Origin of the sequence: Pantoea allii, from assembly GCF_046529425.1 — a bacterium.
Taxonomy (GTDB): Bacteria; Pseudomonadota; Gammaproteobacteria; order Enterobacterales; family Enterobacteriaceae; genus Pantoea; species Pantoea allii.
The window spans coordinates 155,913-174,483 of the sequence record NZ_CP125960.1; the positions used below are offsets into that span (position 1 = coordinate 155,913).

Consider the following 18,571-nt stretch of genomic DNA (forward strand, 5'->3'; position numbering starts at 1 on the left):
ACGACACCAGAAACAACATTAAAGCAACTTTGAGAATTAAAAATAAAAATCCTGCATAACGGCAGAATCAACCACCGCATGCAGGATTAAAGATGGCAGGACTGATGACGCCACAAAATGGAATGTTTTGCAGGGTACATCCTGAAACCGCCCTTTTCCTTTTTCCGGTCCGGAGACCGGAAAAAGACGGCTGGCAGACTGGCGGTGGCAGAAGTGCTTCTGGCCATCACCACTGACGCGCTGATTAAACGGCGGAGAGCGATGAAGAATGAAACCTTAATACAGTACACAGTGAATAAATCAGAAAAGTTTCATGTCAGCCCAATATGCACCTCATGACTTACTTCATCCCTACAGGCATAAAGCATGCCTGACGTTACGTAAAAATCTTACAGGAAGTATTTACGCTTAGGGAGTGAAAACCAGCGCTAGGTGTCGGCCATTTTCGTCACAGGACCGATAAAGTGTCAGTCAGCCTTTGCCATGGGAAAAGGTCAAATCTGTTAGGAATATTCTCAACTCCTGCATTATCATGAACAGCTAAGCAAGGCTTATCATTTCACACGCCGCCTGACATAACGACAGCCTTACTGTTTGCCCGGAAAGACGGGCGCAAAGGAGAGTGCATGCCCCTAATGCTGCAGAAGGAATATCCCGCGGACAGCGATCTGTTCAGAGGAGAAAGCCATAATAAAGTGGCACGGAAGATGACGGAGGTAATAAGATCATCCGACATCAATATCATCGGCCTGGAAGGGGAGCTCGGTTCCGGAAAGTCGACGATAATCCAGTTGATTAAGAAAGACCTCTCTGACGATTACACCTTTATTGAGTTTGACGCAGAGCGTTATCATCACGGCAACACGAAAAAGGCGTTAATCGAGGTCATCCATCGCGGAATACAGGCGAGGCAGGGCGTTGATAACAAATCACTGGACAAGCTGAAACATAAAGCACTGGGAAATATCGTCGAGTACGACAAAAAGGTCAGCAGCCGGCTGAGTTGGTGGACGGTAACCTTTATTTTATTATCTCTGCTCGCCGTTCAGATGGTCCGGTACCTTCTTCTGGATCTAAACAGCTACCTGGTAAGCGATAAAAAAACTTCATTGTGGGTGGCTGCACTGGAAATATTGGCATTGCTGTCACCCGGATTGCTTTTACTCTGGCTTGGACATAAAACAAAAAAAAATAAAGCATCTGGAAATCCTGGTTATCTGACTACCGTTGGAGACCTTTTTAAGCAAAACAGCGTTGACCGGATTTCAGAAACATGGCTTGTCAGCAAAGAGATTGGCACGATTGAATTAACTGACGCGCTGTCCGGCTTCACGGAAAGTCCGACAGTGCCTGCAGACGCCAGGTTTATTCTCATAATAGATAACCTTGACCGTATCAGCGCAGACAAGGTGAAAGAATTGTGGAGCGACATGGAGCTGATCGCGGGAACCACACATAAACAGTTCAGGATCATAGTCCCTTATTCCGCGCGGCACGTAGCGAAATCCCTGATGGTTGAGGGGCACAGCGGACGGGAATTTATCGCCAAGCGCATTCCCGTAACGTTTACCGTCCCGCCACTCATCACGGCCGGCTGGCAGGATGCTTTCCGGGAAATGTGGAAGCAGACCGTAGGCGAAGATGACGGGATCTGCTGCACTGAGTCCATACAGCTGCTGGAACGCTGGCGTCCTTCTGAATATCCCCGCATCACGCCAAGACTGCTCAAGAAGCTGGTCAACGATATTCACGTTCTGGACATGACGGTCCCGGCCGGCGAACCGCTGCGGCACGTGCTGCTGGCGCTCTATATCATTGTGGTGCGCTATTCTGATGAGGTACCCGTGACCCGCCTGCTTGAAATCCGGGAGCAGGACGAGAGCTCGCTTCCCGTCAGTCAGGAAGAGGACAGGATGTATGCAACCCAGGCGCAGCTAGGCAGAATATTCAGTCATGACACCCGGCGCTGGAGCGAATTTTTAATGAGCATCCACTTCCAGACAGACAGTGAACTGGCCCGGACGGAGCTCTTTGATACCCCTCTGACCGATGCCGTTAAAAATCACGATGCTGAAACCCTCGGGAAACTGTCTGGCCTGTATGGATTCTCTCATGCATGGCAGCGCTGTGCCGGGCGCTTTACTATGCAGGACTGGATGGAAACCGTCACCAAACTGCCCGACGATGAGTTAGGCAAGATCAGGGAGGAGATAAGAGGCGCAGTGGCCAGGCTGAACACATCGTATGCCTTGTCTGAGCGGGAAAACTTTCGTGAAACGTTCAGCCAGAGCCTCACATTATTAAAAGAAAAGTGGTATGTGAGTACGGAAGACTTCATGATCCGTCAGAAAAATTTTGTTATTACAGATCTTAATAGTCTCCAGAAAAATCCGGAAAATGATGATGTGTATATTAAAAATCTTCTGAAAGAGGCAGATCTTTATTCAGCCATCTTTAAAGAAAACCTGTTTAAACTGATAAAAAATCGTTTGAGCGGCTATCTTTATTCCAGATTCCTGCTGGATGAAAAGGATAATCTACCTCATCTCCGCATCAATACTCTTCCGCTGTCTGAGGCTGAGCAGGAAAACATGCTCCGTCATTTGCTGGAGACTGAATCGCACAACCCCTTTAATCCTGACGTTATTCGTTTTTTCGGGCTGTCAACAAAAGCAGTTAGAAATATAATCAACGGCAAGGATAACTTTCCTGAAAATATCACTGGCAAGCTGACAGTATTGCGCAGTTCAACACCCAGTGAAGACATCAAGGACCTTCGGTATATAATTTTCACTCCGGAATGGTATGAGGCTTCAACCACAACCCCGCTGAAAAAACTGACCGTCATCAGCGAAGATTTCCCGGAAGAATACGCGGCGCATATGGTCGCCCACCGGGTGGCAACAAAAAATTATTCTGAAATCCCTGTGTATGGCGAACGTTATGAGGATGATGAAAACTACATAAAATATCTGTCTTTCTATTTCCGCTACATGAAGAATTTCAGTATGGTCATGGACTCTTTAAAAGACCCGGTTTCGTCCGCCTGTGTCAGTAAGTCCCTGAAAGTAATATTCAAAGAAAATCACCTTAACTACATCAACACAATCGATTACATCACTATTTATTATCCGGTAGTCAAGAGTGAAATTGAGGACGTGGATTATATGCGCCCGGTTATCGAACGTAACGATAGAATGATAGGAAAAATTACAGAAGAACACATCGGGAGCATAAGTACAGAGTTTCTTGTTGACCTTTTTTCCGATAAGCGGCTGCTTAACCTGAAAGAAAAACTGCATGCACTCAGTCAGGATATTTTCTCCGGTCAGGAGCAGCTTTACAGCGCCTTCAAAAGTACTGAAAACCGCAGAAGCATTATCCTCAGCCGGATGGCATCTGCAGGGAATCACGTACACATGACCACAGGTATCAGCCTTTTCGCAAACTGGTACCGCGGCATGGATGGCGCACAGCTGAAAAGCACTAACAGTGTAAGGCTGTTATGGTCATTTCTGGAGGAAAAACAGCGCGCAGAAATACTCAAAGAGCTTCACGACATCCTGATGGAAGTGGATACATCAAAAGAAAAAAGGGTGAAAGTTATCCATGATTTTCAGGATGTTATTCAGTTTACCGAGCCAGAGGGAAATACCTCACGGCGGGCAATCGCCGCCCTGTTCAGTATCGCGACTGATGATGAAGTCTTACGTTCGTGGCTTGACGCACAGCAGTACACTTTCAGCAACTGGCCAGTAGCCGAAGCTGAAACGGTGAGTCAGGTTGTTAACGAAAACCAGGAAAAATTTCCGGGCATTATTAACCGTTCCAGATTCATCAGAAATCGTCTTCCCGCGCCGGCGGCAGAGCCGGATGCTACAAATCAAGATAATAATCAGGATAAATGAAATGGCAGAGCGCCATTAACAGGAGAAATGAATAATGAATAAGACACACGGCATTCCGGCCCATTTTTTTTCGGAAGAGACGAAAGAGAGCGGAATGAGCAGGACGATCACCACGCACACAGACTCAATGCTCAGGGAACTGGAAGAGCGTTACGGAGAACGTGATAAATCCTGGACGCTGTTGGGCGTTGAATTTTGCGGTGATGGACCGTATATCTGGTACCCAAGGGGAAATGAAAATCCTCCTCCTAAACACATTACCATCAGGCTGAGCCCTGAAGCTTACACAGACCATAAAGAAGCGATGTACCAGCTTTCCCATGAGTGCGTACACCTGCTCTCCCCGTCGGGAGGAGCAAATGCGCCAGTGATGGAGGAAGGGCTTGCCAAGCTTTATTCAATGGAAATCATCGAACGTCACTGTGGCCATCCCCCCGGACAGAGCTTTGGGAGTCTACAAACGTACGTTGATGCTGCCGGTTACGTTCAGCAGCTGCTCCAGATTGATGGCCACGCTATACGAAAACTCAGAGAAAAAGAGCCGGCCTTCTTCAAAATGACGGTAGCAACATTCAAAGACGCCGGTCTGGATAATGTACCGCAACAGCTTATTGATGAACTGCTGAAGCCCTTTTAGTTACCTGAAGTCGCAGTGCCGTCCTTCCCGCTGGCGCCAGACCGCTGCGGGGAGGCTTTGCATGGCGCTGCACACGTAAGCACTTTCTCGTGTAGCCTGTAGCACAGCACTCTGACTTTATCTGAACCGATTGAGGGTGCCTGAATCAGAACTGCCTAACTGGCGTCAGAAAATGTACAGCTTTTCAGGATTAATAAGAGTCTGACGCATGCAAAATTGTTAAATTCCCGTAAATGGTGTTTTGAATATTGTTTTCTTCATAACTGGATATGTATATGCTTAATGTAATTATTTTTGACGAAATCAACATTAACGAGTGCAACTTTAAACCTCACTCAGGAATAGGCACTTTCAATGGGTATATTTACAAAGAAAAACTTAAAAAAGATATTGAACAAAAAATCGAACCAAAAGATAATTATCTTGATATTGCGGAAGAACACCCCGCAATCATAATTCAGGTAGAAAACAGCGGATCTTCTGGGCTTAGCTGCCGACCCTACAAAAATGTTACGATATGGACTGGAATGTTAAAAATAATAAATGAATCAGCAAACTCTTATAATCCATGCCTGACATTTTACTTTTTTAAAAAAAATCACGACAATGGATGTGAATTTATTGAAGCAGCAGTAAAGAGTGATGTTCTGGCTGAATTAGTCGAAGGAAATAAATCTGATTATTTTATTGTAAGAGATATCCGCAGTGGCTGGTCATTCACATAAAAAAGTTCGACTGAAATATTTTCCAGTCTCGGAATAGACATGCAGACCAATGCCGGACAATTAAAGACTGAGAATAAGACTGAACAAGTTCCGATTACTCATATTAGTCAATTTATAGATCAAGTGCTGTCGAAAGAACCCTCTGAAGGCGAAGAGTTCTTTTACAGGGGGCACTCAGATTCGGCCTACAAGCTTGAACCATCGCTGTTCAGGCGGGATGAAGATACCGGTAATTATCCCTACAGAAGACACGAATCCGACCTGATAACTGAACTGCTTGCGGCCAGGCCAGAGGAGTTTATTCATGACAGATACATGCTGGACAAGCTGGTCCGCATGCAGCACTATGGACTGCCTACTCGCCTTCTGGATGTCACCTCTAATCCACTCATCGCTCTGTATTTTGCCTGTTCTAGAATAAAAAAAGACAGTCAAGGCAGCGAAATTGACGGCAGCGTTGTGATTATTACAGCTAAAAATAAAGAAATAAAATTTTTCGATTCTGACACTGTCAGCTGCATAGCCAATATCTCACGGCTTCCAGAAAGTTTGAAATTTAAGCTGCAAACCAGGATGATGACCACTGATGAGTTTAAAAGTACAGAGGTGGCGCCCCATCTTTTGCATTTTATACGCGATGAAAAAAGCCATTTCAAAGACGTAATTAATCCATCTGACTTAAATAAAATACTTCTGGTTAAAGGACGGTTAAGCAACGAGCGGATTAGCTCTCAGTCCGGAGCATTTCTGCTGTTTGGTGATGACACTTTTTTGCCTGAAACCGGGAATCGGGACTTTACAGTAAGGAGGCTAATTATCCGGAATAAAACAAGCCTACTGGGACAGCTTAACAGACTGGGGATCAATGAAAGTACCGTATTTCCGGGAATAGAAAAAGTTTCCTCAGAAATCGTCAGAAAATACGCCAGGCGGGGCTAACACGCGAGAAACGAGGTTACTGAGGTATCTGCCCGGGCGAATTAATGTAATAACCTGACTGAATCCGTAAGGCATCTTGTGTAAAGTGCTCATAAATTCAGCGGTTCATATTAAGCCGGGCAGCAGACAGATTTGCATACACCTCAATCTCACGTTACCAAACTTCTGTGCACAGGGCACCCCGAGAATTTCAAAATGAATCAGTCATTTTTACTTGCAACGACCTGATTATTCAGGCTGTTGATAAGCTGTCGGGACATGCCACATTGAAAAACAGATCCTGCTATCGGGAGCAGGAGGAAATCCATCTGCTTCCAGAACCGCCCCCCTGACGGACCTGATTATTCGTAGCACCAGTGACCTGCGCGGACGGATTCAATGCGCATTTCGATCGTCAGGGGGATGGCTTTGCGCGGGTTTCTGGGATATTAGCGGCCGAACATCACCTGATCGGAATCCATTCCAAACGCTTCGAAGACGTTCTGCAGGTATTTGGCCGCATCTTCCGCGTCCAGCTTCATGTCCAGGTTGAGCGACGTTTCAGGCGTGAGTTTTTTTTTCCGGAACGTCATTAGAGTGCCTCCGGAAGGGCTTTCCTGAAAACTTAACACACGCACCGGGGAAATGCTTACCGAGCTAGAGGATCACTATAGAGCGCGGGACAGATCCTAGACGTTACTGGCCGTTGATTTTCGTGAACATGGTCCGGATATCTGGTATCCAGAAGGGAATGATGGCTCACCTCCCAAACACATTGCCATCCTTATAGCAGCGAATCAGCCTACGAACACGCTGCCGGTCAAGTTCGTCAGTGGCTTCAGATAGATGATCACGCTATCCGTAAACTGAGGGAGATAGAGCCCGCCTTTTACCAAATGACGGTGGCGTGATCACGTTTCCTCAGCAAGAAGGTGCGACCGGATGTCGACCGTCGCCTCGTTAGTCCCTTGGTCATCACTGCCTTGAGTCAGTTCGTCAATATACTGGCGGATTTGTTCCGTCTGCTGTAGGTAATAACACAGTCTGAGAGCGATGCGCGCTCTGGAATCCGTCATTCCACGATTAGAGAATGCTGAACGTCTTATTTCAGTGGCATCTTTGTAATCCGGAGCATCCAAATAGACAGAATACACCTTCGCATGCAACTGGCTAAAACCCTGAGCAGTAAAGTTTGTATTTTTATCATGCTGGAATATTGCCTTTGCATCATCCAGTTTATTCTGCTTAAGCAATATCCAGCCATAAAGTGTCTGACTTTCGTGTATCCCATTAGCCGCTGTCCGACCATTTTCCCCTTTATAGATGTATTCGCTGAGTAAGTTCGCGAGACGCTTTTCAAGCAGCGCAATTTTGGAACGTAATTGCCCCTGTAAACTGTCAATCTGGTTATGAAGCGCCAGATTGAGCGTAAGCATATAAAAACACAAATTAATATGGGCTTCGGTGACGGCATTAAAGCGCAACTCGGCTTCGCCACTGGGTTGATTCTTCAAGCTTAACTCTGCTGAGAGGCGGTTTCCCTGATCCTCCAGTACGGCATAGAGCTTTACGCCGCAACGTTTAACAAAATTGAGCTCCTCGCGGGAAGGCATTTCAATGCATGCATCATACAAATCGATGAACTGCTGGTAAGCGATGCCGGCATTGCCAAAGCTCTCATCTCTGATGGTGTCTAGTATTCGAGAGACCTGCTGACTTACTTCTCGGTTAAAAGCCTTAACATCTATATCGTTGTAAACAATGTTATTTGTCTGCAAACCAATCAGATAGGTAGGAAGCTGTTCAGGGATACGCTCGTTGGAAATGATCCGCCCAGTGATAGTCTCTCTTATTGGCTGACGTGGAGGTTCCTTAATAGCCTCTCCCGTTTCGACCATTCTTTCAATCTCAATCTGAGAACGCCTACTTAACTGCCTGGCCATGTCAATCTCCGTCTGTCAGAATTCTGTAAGAATTGCATTAAAACTCAAAAACCTCGCGCTCGCAAAATTTCCGGGGTTGCCTTTCTTCGGATTCTGGAAAAATTATTTCAAGGAGGATATGTAGGATGCAGCGGTTCAGGCAGGGTAGGCAGGTAAAGATAGATTAAGCGTTTAATACTCAAATCAGGTTCAGATATAGAAACTACATCGGGGAAAAAAATGACGTTAAAGTGAGGTGGCATGCCCGCCGTGTGGTTACGCACAGCTCATCCGAATGAATAAGTGATTCCCAGAGTGTTTGTGAATGCTGGGGCGATTCGGTATTACAGTATATGCATAAATTTTCCTTAATTATTCCTTCATTTTCCTTGCTGAAATATCCCGCTCCCCCCTATGATGAAAACGCCTAAATAGGCATGAGATCCAGGCTCTCAAAACGTTGTTCTCGCTGACAGGCAAGCATGTCAGTAACTGTAGAACATCCGTCAGAGAAAACGGGTCATTCACTCAACCATAATAACCTAAATGGTGATTTTATGGACATTATCAAGTATTTAGTCGAGGGCAATATTAATGGAATTATTCAAATTGAATGGGGACAATCTCCATGACACGCTAAACAAATTGTTTCAAGAAGGCCGTATTCCACAGTTAGTTCGCGATGAAGTTGAACAGGTTCGCTGGCAGGAAAAACCACACCCTTCCGCAGTATTTTACGGGGTGCCTACTACAAATCTGGGTCGTTTCAACGATCCGTCATTTAAAGCGGGGGTTTGCTATACCGCTGACAATGCGTACATCGCAGTGGCTGAATCGTATGGAAGAAAGCGTGAGGCTGATCCCTCTAATTTCTTCATTGGCGATGACTCGCTTTACATCGCTCAATTATGTACTTTGAAGACTACACGGCAGACTGTCACAGTAAATCTTTCCCGCTTACTGCCACTGCTCCATCTTACGGCAGATAAAGTTATGGGACCGGACTATAGCATCACTCAGAGTATTACTGAGTGGGCAGCAAACACGCCAGGATTGCCTTTTGACGGTATCACATATCAATCAAGACATCTGAACGACAAAACGTGTACTGCATGGTGGGTTCGTAAGGGGGCTGACGATCCGCTTTCGACCTCAGATATGACGTCAGTTGCAGAGTACCGCAGCGCAGACCAGAGCAATTTCCCTGAGTTCTGGAAAGACGAAAATATCTACGGAAAGGAAATTCTGTTGTTTTCTATGAATTATGAAATCAGTAGTAACAACAGTTAAACCGAAAGGCCTGGCCTGTAAAGCCAGGCTTTTTTATTTAGCAATATGGCGGCCAAACAGTGCGGCCTGATGCTTTATCTCATCAATATAGCGATCTGCATCTGGCAACTTCATAGCATCTATGACATTGAGTTCAGTGTCTTCAAAATAATACATGGCAGTAAAAAATGAGACTTTCGTGACCGGACTCATATCATGGCCCAGCAAAGACATGACTTCTCCGAAACCATTAACGACTTTTTCTCCCTGAAACTGAAATGCAGGAAAAAGGTAATCGTTGCCTGGTCTTACGGCCAGTAGCTTGCCGGTTTTCAGCTGATGATTAACAGCCTGTCGGGTTTTATTAGTCAGTTTTGCAACCTCGCCAGCTTTGAGCGTTCCACCCAGTTCTGAAAGCCGGTTAATGAATTTCCGGGTACCCTCATTAATGCGCTGAATGACTCGCAGTTCACGTTCGGGAACATGGGCATCACGCTCAAGTTGTTTTTCGAAAATGAGCTTAGCAAGATCGCCATCATTGAGTTTCAGTGCGCTGGTCAAGGATTTATCCTTAGCCATGTTATCTGCGATGGCTTCAACAAGATGGAACATACGCTCCTGCAGGGCTTTTCTCTCACTAGAAAGGCCCTGAGTCCAGGAGACTTTATAGGTGTTTTTTTCAACAGTGTTCATAGTATAGGCACCTCTCTTTTACGAAAGAATACTACAACGATACGTAAATCGTCAAATAATTGCTGTTTTATTATTCGCCTCATTCTCTCGATTGATGTTCCGAGAAATCTGTTACCTGTTCCGGAAGTGGATTTAGGGAACGTAGTTTGTCGTGCAGCTGCCTGAGGACTTTCCGCGGGTGAACAATCTCGGCACAAATACCTGAACCCCGTATCCGTAAAACCCTGGACTGCGCTGCTGTGCCACGACGTCCGGTTCTTCATCAGCGCTCTGACTTATTATCTGTGAGGGTTACCGACATGACAGGGAAAACGGCAAGCAGACAAAAAATAGTCTCTGAAATCACCACTCTTTTACTGGGCTGTTTTTATGTTTTTCCGTTTTTTGGGTTTTAAAATCGGCGATATGAGGTCTGGAACTTAACAAATATCGCAAGGGTCATCTCAGGGAATACGGCACACTGTCTCTGGTCAAATCGGACTGCCACTTTTTTGGCGGCGGTGACCTGCCCGTGCTGGTTCTGAAAAGCGAAGAAGTTGCGACGGTGGACGAGTGTGTCTGAGCTGAGCTGGGAACTGCAGTGCAGAAACCAGAATATAACCTCACTCTGAGCGGTGATGAAGCCGCCAGAACACGATGCATTGACAAAACCTGCTACTACGAACGGGAGCAGGGATAAACCTTCCTGCTGCTGGGCCCGTACCCGAACGGGCCTGATTATTCGTAGCGCCAGCGTCCTTCACGGGCTGATTCAATTAGCATTGAGATGGTAAAGTCAGGGACTTCAGGAACGCATCGCTGACGCCGGAAAGGATTCAGTATCGCCAGCAGGGGCGGCTCAGGCGGATAGTATGTTGCAAGAGTGAAGTTCTCCCTGCTGACGTTGAATTCATTAAAAAATTCATCCATCAGCGACTGCGCCTCATCTTCACTGAGATGAAGATCCGCATCCAGATCGGTTTCTGGCCTGAGCTCGTGCTCTGTGAAAACGCCTTTTCCGTTATAACGCCTGACCAGTGCGTAAATTTTCTCACCAAGTTCGTCGGTTACCATAGTTTATCCTCTCCCCGCGCGATCCGGTTGTATTCAAGGACGCTGTGATAGGCGATTTGCGACACGTCAGAAGCCACAATAACCCAGCCCAGAACCGGAATTGCACGTCCGGTAAAGGTACCAATTCTGGCGACCAAGCGTATTCTCAGCGTGGAAGGCGGATATCCTCCGACAAATTAGGGTAGTTTGATGCCCCAGGGAAAAGTGGCATCACCGAAAACGCGCCTGGCTGCCCGCGAGGCCAGCGACGTTCCTCTGACAGCCCCTCCCGGCTTAGTGCGGGTGGGCAGTACGTTTGCACCAGAGAGAACGGCAACAATGGCAGAGAAATCCCGTACTCCCAGCTGGACGGCTACCTGCTCACAAAAAATCATAAAGAACAGTTCACCGGCTGAGAGGTTCGGGCGTCCCGCATAGAAATAGGTCTGTCCCAGCTCTTCAGTTGTATCCACTTTCCGCTCCCGTAACCTCAGCTGCAGCTATCTCCCTGACGTGGATCTGAAGATAACGCTGCGCGTGACGACTGGCAACCTGACGGTCAGGAACGTCCGTCCGGCCATTAACTGGCCTGCCATCAGTTTCCTTCAGGCTTGTCCTCTTTCTGGTAAACCGGATCGGTGCCCTTTGGCAGCGTCTGGGCAACCTGCCGGTAATGGGCGAGGCGCTCACGAAAATATTCCCGCAGCGCCTCTGGCTGCTGCAGTTCTGTTTCCATGGGGATAACGGGTTTATTCATCCGCTCTTTCCAGGCAACGCCTGAGGCTGCGAGATCAACGTTTATTTTATCCCGATCCAGCCTGTCTTTTGCTGCAATATTATGTGACATGGTAACTCCTCCTGAGCACAGTATACCGCCTGTTCGGGCAGAGGCGTCAGGAAGGGTTGTGATGATGGCCAGAACGGCCGGTGGGATTGCGTATGCTGTTTTGCGTCGGCCAACCTGCGTGCGTCCTGCCGGCGTCTGGAGGCTGCCGGCTGGCTGCGTCTTTCACGGGCACGGGATCTGACGCTGGCCGGGCAGCTTACCGACGCAGGCAGAGCCGTTGCCGCGCCGCTGCTGCAGGCAGAACGGGAAGCTGCTGAGCGCCGCCGCCAGGAAACGCAGATCTGCATACTGGCGTCCGCACCGGGAGCAGACGCCGGTATGCACGCCGTAACCGTGCCCCTGGCAGGTGAGGACCACGACATCCGTGCGGCGGCGTACGTGATCCGCCTCGACGGTTCCCCCTGCCTGCAACTTAAGCGGTCCGAAGGCGGCCGGAGGCTGCTGACAGGCGACGCCCTGCAGGTGGCAGAGTGGTACCGCATTTGCCAGCAGGCAGGACTGCCGGTACGCGTTCAGGTTAATCCGGATACAACAGACGGTCCCGGAGACGGCGGCCAGTAATATTGATAAACGTGAGGTGCAGCATGTCAGACAAAACCAGTGATTACCCGATTAAATTTTCAGAGATGAAGCGTCATACCCGTAACCACCGGTTAAGTATGGCGGCAGCGGTCGTGCTGGTACTTGCCGGCTGCGATCGGGCGGAAGCCGTCCCGGATGCTGCACGTAACCCGGAGCGGCCTGCCATCGTCATCTCCCCGGGCATGACCTTTGACGATCACGGTCGTCCTGGTCGGGTGTTCGGTCAGGATGCCTGCAGCCGGGAGGAGCAATCCGCCGGGTCAAAGACCAGGTGCATAGTGATAAACAGTGTGACGAAGCAGGTTAACGTTATCGTTGCCAGCGCCGCCACGCCGTCCGGGCATCCGGAAACCTGGACGGTGGTCAGGACAGGCGCATCGCCCGAGAGCATGGTCTGGCTCCGGTGCCCGGATGGCAGTTATGTCAGCAGACTGCCCGGAGAGTAACGGCCAGCCAGACGCAGGACGAACGCCTCAGCCGCGTGAACAGGGATGAAGAAAAGCGGAGCGGCGACGATAAATAAACAGACAGCCCGTCCGCGTCAGGACGGACACAATAATAACGTTTAGGTACACCTTTTAAGGAAGCACAGCATGTTAGATACCAGCATAAACAACTCATCTGAGGCCTATACCGCTGCAGCCTGCTCACCGGCCAGCTTAGTGGCCCTGCGGGACAGAAACAACAAAACCTGGATCATACAGAAAGAGCTTATCGCCTGGGTCCGTGAAGAAAGTTATTTAAAAGACGCCCGACACGTACTGGGCTCCCGCGTCGTGCTGTCGAACGGGAAATGGTTCGATGTCCCACTCAGCATCGACGAACTGACGGGCGCACTGGGCATGACGGTTCCGCCACAGCTAGGGCAGGAATGAGGTCAACGCAATGGGAACCTACATGCGCACCTGCGCGGAAAAACGCACCTCAGAAGGTTGGATGCTCAGCGAAGACGCCGTATTTCTGCTTCCTTCTTCCCACACTACACGCGATGTCCCCCAGTTCAGTCCGGCCCCGTTCTGCTTTCAGCATTACGGGATGTTCAGCCTGTTCGCGGATATCCGAAACGACAGCGGATGCCCTGCGCTGTCAGTACCGCGTGGTTTACCAGAGGACATATCAGACGATGCCCTGCAGCACCTGGCCCCTGAAATTCTGCAGCAATCCCCTTATTACATCGGGTGGACTGAGGTTCCGTTGCCCGAAACGGTAGCCGGGCGGCTGTCGATGGTGGAAACGGAAAGCTACGGCCACAGCTGGTTGTCTGCCGCCGAGCTCCTTGCGTTCGACTATGACCGGGCCTTTTCTTGCAGGGACATATCTCCGCCACAGAACATCACATTCAGGGCTTTTCTGGGAAGAATGTACTTTATCCATCTTGAAACGCTGCGGGTGCTGAATGCCACGCACGACATGCGCCTGCTTTTCTGCTTCGCAGGTTAGTGCGTACAGCCAGGGTTAAGAAAACATCATCAGGGATACGCTATGGGCACCATGTTAAAAGAAAGACCCCGTTCATTGCTTCATTTCATCGTATTGCAGGCTGCCATTTTGTTAACCACATTCGCTGTCGCACTGACGCTCGAGAGACGCGGGCTTATCCCTTTTCCGGGAACTTGGGTCATTCTCAGCGTAGGATCCGGGCTTTTTTTTGCACACAGGATGAGTGTTTCCGTCAGACCCGAAAGGTCCGTTATTGCGCGCTGGCTGACTGGCTTTACGTGCGGCGTTTTACTGGGTGTGGCCATATTTTCGTTCTTTTACCATCAGAAAGCACACAACAGCGGGCCGGGTGATCATCCGGAAAGGCTCACGGCCACAGAATTCAGCAAGGCATACCCGTCGTTCAGTCCCCGCGAGAAGGGAGGTCAGTGAGATGCTTTATATGGCGCTGAGCAGTTTTGTAATGGTCATGAGCATAGGCGTAATCTTCAGCCATATGAAGTTGAACAGCGGAACTCAGAAAACAGCTTGGGACTTTACCGAGTCGTTAGCCATCCCCTTGTTGACGATGGCCCTGGTTTCACCTTTTGCCGTTTCGCTGTCCAACATTGAGCAGGCCCAGAGTCTTGACGGGCTGTCCCGCCTGTCTGTGGGCTTACAGTGGGCCGGTTTGCTGGCGTCCATGGGACTTTTTGCTCTTTTCATCCGACGCGCCTGGCTGGCCCCCCGTCGTTTCTGGTTCTGCGGTGCCATTGTGGCCACATTACTCCTGACGTTCATTTTTGCCAACAGCCTCTGGTTTGTTTCGGGCAGCGGCACCGGCGTGGTGTCACCTTTTGTACTCGGTGAACGCGAAAACAGTGATGTGAACTGCCCGCGTGAAACCATGCTCGTCCATTACAACAGGGGAGCGCCTTCAGAATGGCGCTGTCCCACCGGTATGATGCTAATGGCTGGCATGTCCCGTCCGTTCCTGCCCTGGCCGGACTACCGCAGCGGGCGGAGTCAGCAACTCTCGGACGCAATCAGTACGATCATGGACAGCGCTCACAGTGCGAAGGGGGGTCAGAAACCATGAAGTTGTTTACCTTACCGCTAACCCTGACCGGGCTACTGCGCATTGTGACGGAAACTGCCGGCGCACTGACCGTTATGTGGCTGGCCCTGACGCACACTCAGATGCCCGTCACAAAAACTGCCGCCATGATGTTCTCCGGTGTGCAGTATGCGGGCGGACTGGTCGTCACCTGCTGTTTTGTCGCCGGTATTTTTTATCAGCGTTACAGGCTGCGCGTTCTTTTATACGGCTTTACCACTCTCACCGTCCTGCTGGCCGCAATCGGAACCTTTGCTGACAGCATTCTGGAGAAGCCCGGTCTGTTGATGGGTATCCTGACCGTCTATGCGTGCTGTCTGACTGTGGCCGCAGTCTGCCAGCTGGCGATCCGAATGGACCATGAGCAGCCTGCCGGCGTCCGGTACAACTTCCCCATTTCCGTGGGCGCGGCCAGGCAGGTAACGGAACAGGACCGGCGCTTTATCGCGGCCCATGAAGCCGGACATGCCCTGCTTTATGCCGCCTGGTCACCGCTGCCGGACACGCTCAGAGTACAGGTGAAAAACAGGACCGACGGGAGCGACGGGAGCGACGCGCTGGGTTTTGTGAACGACGGGGTTCCGCGTGACCTGCTGACAGAAAAGGAAGCCGCCGAGTGGCAAATGCTGGCCTGCCTGTCAGGTACCGCCGGCGAGCGCTGTTATACGGGCCGGGTTTCGCTCGGGGCGGTGAACGACGCCACGCGATGGGTGACCGTGGCCACCGCCTACCTGAGCTGCCATCTCTCCGACGGCGTGTTTTACCCTGAACCGTCTTCTGAGCTGGAAATCGCCAGCAATCAGCGTCATCTGGCCGCACTCAGGAATGCCCAGAATGCCCGGCTTAAGGCGTTTTTTGACGTGAACCGTGGCGTACATGCGCGCCTGACAGAAACGCTGCTTGAGCACGGCTCACAGGCTGGCGCAGCGCTGCTTCCGTTTCTCACTGACGCGAAGTTGCCTGAGGACTTTCCCCGGGTGAACAATCCCGGCAGAAATACCTGAGCTCCGTATCTGTAAAACCCCTAGCTGCTGTGCCCTGCAGTCCAGTTCTTCATCAGCGCTCTGACTTATTATCTCAGAGGGTTACCGACATGACAGGCAAAACGGCAGACATAAAAAAACAGTCTCTGAAATCACCATACTCATAATGGGGCTGATTTTATTCTTTTTCCTCTTTTTGGTTTTAAAATCGGCGACATCAGGCCTGGGATTAACCAAATACCGCAAGGGTCATCTCAGGGAATACGGCACACTGGCACTGGTCAAATCGGACTGCCACTTTTTTGGCGATGGCCTGTCCGTGCTGATTCTGAAAAGCGGTGAAGTTGCGACGGTGGGCGGGTGTGTCAGGGCTGAGCCGGGAACTGCAGTTCAGAAACCCGAATATAACCTCACGCTGAGCGGTGATAAAGCGGCCAGAACATGGTGCATTGACGGGACCTGTTACTATGAACGCGATCCGGAGTAAACCCTGCTGCTGCCGGAACCCTACCCTGGCGGGGAAGTTTATTCGTTGCGCCAGTGTCCTGCAGGAGCTGAGTTGATCGGCATTCCAGTCTCAGAAATGATCGGCCGTTGCCCAGTTCAGTAAGCTCCATTACTCACGCTTGCATGCCATTAACCTGAATTAAGTGTTTTGTCAGCTGGCTTTAGGTTCTTTTCATGAGGCAGACATCAAAGTGTCTAACATTATAAACGGAATTTTTCTGAGTTTCTGTTCAACGTTATGAAAATTAAACAACAGGCCAGAACCACAAAACTCTGACTCATAAGGTTTTTGTAATAATAAGAGTAAAGAATATAATTTCCGACACCCAAGCTACCTACTATGCATTGCTCAAATTTATTAACTTCAAGTCTGCCTTTAGAATACTTAATCATCCCTACCAGTATTGATAAGAAAACGAAAACAGGCACACATATGAAAATATAGTTATCCATTGTTCATTCCTTATAAAATAAGAATAACTACAGTTTGATATCTATGAAGTGTACAGTAGATACACCATGGACGTTCAGACTGGGCAGATTCTCAATCCAGCGACGTATTTCCGCCTTCCGGAAAAACTTACCGCGCGGCAGTTTTTCACCAGAGCTAAGCTTTTTGACCCATTCCCGGAATGCAGGATTACCATGATAAGGCTCTGCGATTACCAATACGGGTTCAGGGGATGCTCTGATCATTCCCTCAATGTTTTTTTTCCATACATCATAATCTTTTTTAGCAGAAAAAGAGACTTCCATCGGGTCTTCAATTTTCATACTCTTTAGCTCCTTTCACTGGTAAGTGAGCCAGCGAATCAGTGCAGCACGTTACGCGGTCACGAATTCAAACTTCAATAATGTCCGTTATTTTAAGGCAGGCAAAATCAAAAATTATTGTCGTAGGCCCTCTGTAGAAGGGGTCTGTCCATACGCCTTCCCAGTAATAAACCCCATGAATCCCGCAGGCCTTGTACAAGCAGATAAGGTCATTTCCGCCCATCCGCATTTTTCCTTCCAGAGCGTCCTTACTTACTAAGTAGGTTTTACCCTTCGTAAAATTTGTATCCTTATTCTTACGATACAACGCTCCCGCAGGTGGATGCCAGTGAAAACCCTTTTCAAGTTCGCAACTGAATGCAACAGGAAGATGCCTGTAAAGTTTTTCCGCAATATGAGGTTGCTCATTAAGAGTGATACGGGGGTCAGCTATTAATGCTTCCGGGGTGACTTCACACCTGTAGACGAGGGGCTTACCTTCATTTCTGTTTTTAATAAGAGCATGGTTTTTAGCGCCATCGAAGTTATGTGTAAACCAGCATGCATCGACAGTTCCTGATTCGCCTGTTCCTTTAAAAGATACGTCAAAATTATCAAAACGTTTTCTTGTACCGTGGAAGAGTTCCATTAGATGTTTAGCCCTGTCTTAAACTTTCATATCTACTGTAATTTTCGTGTATTGTTACTGATTAACACCATGATGAACTTGCCATATTACAGTTTGTTTATATCAAGGTCCGTCTGATGAGCACAAGATATCCTGCATTAAGAATGCAGTTATGCGGATAAAGATTTTTTATAAGGCGCTGTCGTACTTTTGGTTGTGTAGTTTGTAGTGCTTTACTCCATAGCTCCTGTTACTGATGAATCAGAAAATCATCAATATGGCGTGTTTTTTTACAATCCCGATCAGCACTTCCTCTTGATGTGAATAATCCTGCACTCATACCCCTACGCATCCTGCAAAGCCTTGACATTGTTCTTTTTATCCACAGGATAGAATAAACAATAAGATCATATCAGGATCAAATTCAGATCAATAAGGATTAAGATCGCGCTCAGGCTACGAATTACGGGGCTTTCAGGCCGACACGCTCCACTGGATCGGGTGCTTTCATACACTGTAACGGGGAGCTCATCCACTGTACCGGGTAGATCATCCACTATAACGGGTGGATTAGATCCACTGGAGCGGGTAGTATGATCCAATTATCCCCAACAGGATCTTTCGGAAATAA

At 48.8% G+C, this 18,571-nt stretch carries 18 protein-coding genes and 2 pseudogenes; 11 read left to right on the plus strand and 9 right to left on the minus strand.

Going from position 1 to position 18,571, the window contains the following annotated elements:
* Positions 1 to 626 precede the first annotated feature (626 nt).
* From QNH99_RS23380 to QNH99_RS23395, 4 genes are all read left to right on the plus strand, one after another.
* On the plus strand, positions 627 to 3,908 hold the full coding sequence (locus tag QNH99_RS23380) for a P-loop NTPase fold protein (RefSeq protein WP_410517829.1): 3,282 nt from the start codon (positions 627 to 629) through the stop codon (positions 3,906 to 3,908).
* Positions 3,909 to 3,942: 34 nt separating this feature from the next.
* On the plus strand, positions 3,943 to 4,545 hold the full coding sequence (locus QNH99_RS23385) for a hypothetical protein (RefSeq protein WP_410517830.1): 603 nt from the start codon (positions 3,943 to 3,945) through the stop codon (positions 4,543 to 4,545).
* 275 nt (positions 4,546 to 4,820) lie between these two features.
* The gene (locus QNH99_RS23390) at positions 4,821 to 5,270 is read left to right on the plus strand and encodes a hypothetical protein (RefSeq protein ID WP_410517831.1); all 450 of its coding nucleotides are present in this window, start codon (positions 4,821 to 4,823) and stop codon (positions 5,268 to 5,270) included.
* A 39-nt stretch (positions 5,271 to 5,309) separates the two neighbouring features.
* Positions 5,310 to 6,209: an FRG domain-containing protein gene (locus QNH99_RS23395; RefSeq protein WP_410517832.1), complete on the plus strand. Its 900-nt coding sequence runs from the start codon at positions 5,310 to 5,312 to the stop codon at positions 6,207 to 6,209.
* Between the two features lie 341 nt (positions 6,210 to 6,550).
* On the opposite strand, the pseudogene QNH99_RS23400 reads toward QNH99_RS23395, so the two are convergent.
* Together QNH99_RS23400 and QNH99_RS23405 are read right to left on the minus strand one after the other, a co-directional pair.
* Positions 6,551 to 6,826: pseudogene (locus tag QNH99_RS23400) on the minus strand (DUF1493 family protein).
* Between the two features lie 273 nt (positions 6,827 to 7,099).
* The gene (locus QNH99_RS23405; RefSeq protein WP_410517833.1) at positions 7,100 to 8,131 is read right to left on the minus strand and encodes a hypothetical protein; all 1,032 of its coding nucleotides are present in this window, start codon (positions 8,129 to 8,131) and stop codon (positions 7,100 to 7,102) included.
* A gap of 573 nt (positions 8,132 to 8,704) precedes the next feature.
* On the opposite strand from QNH99_RS23405, the gene QNH99_RS23410 reads away from it, so the two are divergent.
* Positions 8,705 to 9,400 (plus strand): RES family NAD+ phosphorylase, encoded by a 696-nt coding sequence (locus tag QNH99_RS23410; RefSeq protein WP_410517834.1) that lies wholly within the window; start codon positions 8,705 to 8,707, stop codon positions 9,398 to 9,400.
* A 33-nt stretch (positions 9,401 to 9,433) separates the two neighbouring features.
* On the opposite strand, the gene QNH99_RS23415 is transcribed toward QNH99_RS23410, so the two are convergent.
* The 5 genes and pseudogenes from QNH99_RS23415 to QNH99_RS23435 form a co-directional block, all read right to left on the minus strand.
* The gene (locus QNH99_RS23415; RefSeq protein WP_410517835.1) at positions 9,434 to 10,072 is read right to left on the minus strand and encodes a DNA-binding protein; all 639 of its coding nucleotides are present in this window, start codon (positions 10,070 to 10,072) and stop codon (positions 9,434 to 9,436) included.
* A gap of 717 nt (positions 10,073 to 10,789) precedes the next feature.
* Positions 10,790 to 11,125 (minus strand): DUF1493 family protein, encoded by a 336-nt coding sequence (locus QNH99_RS23420; protein ID WP_410517836.1) that lies wholly within the window; start codon positions 11,123 to 11,125, stop codon positions 10,790 to 10,792.
* A pseudogene (locus tag QNH99_RS23425) lies at positions 11,119 to 11,577 on the minus strand (STM2901 family protein). The gene QNH99_RS23420 and the pseudogene QNH99_RS23425 overlap by 7 nt, the downstream one beginning before the upstream one ends.
* Before the next feature lie 122 nt (positions 11,578 to 11,699).
* Positions 11,700 to 11,951: a DNA polymerase III subunit theta gene (locus tag QNH99_RS23430; protein ID WP_410517837.1), complete on the minus strand. Its 252-nt coding sequence runs from the start codon at positions 11,949 to 11,951 to the stop codon at positions 11,700 to 11,702.
* Between the two features lie 162 nt (positions 11,952 to 12,113).
* On the minus strand, positions 12,114 to 12,308 hold the full coding sequence (locus QNH99_RS23435) for a hypothetical protein (protein WP_410517838.1): 195 nt from the start codon (positions 12,306 to 12,308) through the stop codon (positions 12,114 to 12,116).
* Positions 12,309 to 12,535: 227 nt separating this feature from the next.
* Between QNH99_RS23435 and QNH99_RS23440 the strand changes: the two genes are divergently transcribed.
* The 6 genes from QNH99_RS23440 (at position 12,536) to QNH99_RS23465 (ending at position 16,539) form a co-directional block, all read left to right on the plus strand.
* Positions 12,536 to 12,979 (plus strand): hypothetical protein, encoded by a 444-nt coding sequence (locus QNH99_RS23440; RefSeq protein WP_410517839.1) that lies wholly within the window; start codon positions 12,536 to 12,538, stop codon positions 12,977 to 12,979.
* Between the two features lie 147 nt (positions 12,980 to 13,126).
* A complete protein-coding gene (locus QNH99_RS23445) occupies positions 13,127 to 13,408 on the plus strand; it encodes a hypothetical protein (RefSeq protein WP_410517840.1) in 282 nt (93 codons plus the stop codon).
* 10 nt (positions 13,409 to 13,418) lie between these two features.
* Positions 13,419 to 13,973, plus strand: a complete 555-nt coding sequence (locus QNH99_RS23450; RefSeq protein ID WP_410517841.1) for a hypothetical protein — start codon at positions 13,419 to 13,421, stop codon at positions 13,971 to 13,973.
* A 433-nt stretch (positions 13,974 to 14,406) separates the two neighbouring features.
* Entirely contained in the window at positions 14,407 to 15,051 is a 645-nt protein-coding gene (locus tag QNH99_RS23455; protein ID WP_410517842.1) for a hypothetical protein, read from the plus strand.
* The gene (locus QNH99_RS23460) at positions 15,048 to 16,073 is read left to right on the plus strand and encodes a hypothetical protein (protein ID WP_410517843.1); all 1,026 of its coding nucleotides are present in this window, start codon (positions 15,048 to 15,050) and stop codon (positions 16,071 to 16,073) included. The genes QNH99_RS23455 and QNH99_RS23460 overlap by 4 nt, the downstream gene beginning before the upstream one ends.
* Before the next feature lie 145 nt (positions 16,074 to 16,218).
* Positions 16,219 to 16,539, plus strand: a complete 321-nt coding sequence (locus QNH99_RS23465) for a hypothetical protein (RefSeq protein ID WP_410517844.1) — start codon at positions 16,219 to 16,221, stop codon at positions 16,537 to 16,539.
* Positions 16,540 to 17,039: 500 nt separating this feature from the next.
* Here the strand turns inward: QNH99_RS23465 and QNH99_RS23470 are convergent, their stop codons facing one another.
* Complete coding sequence (locus QNH99_RS23470) at positions 17,040 to 17,333, minus strand: hypothetical protein (RefSeq protein ID WP_410517845.1); 294 nt, start codon at positions 17,331 to 17,333, stop codon at positions 17,040 to 17,042.
* A 67-nt stretch (positions 17,334 to 17,400) separates the two neighbouring features.
* Positions 17,401 to 17,961, minus strand: coding sequence for a hypothetical protein (locus QNH99_RS23475; RefSeq protein ID WP_410517846.1), 561 nt, complete (start codon positions 17,959 to 17,961; stop codon positions 17,401 to 17,403).
* Between the last annotated feature and the right edge of the window lie 610 nt (positions 17,962 to 18,571).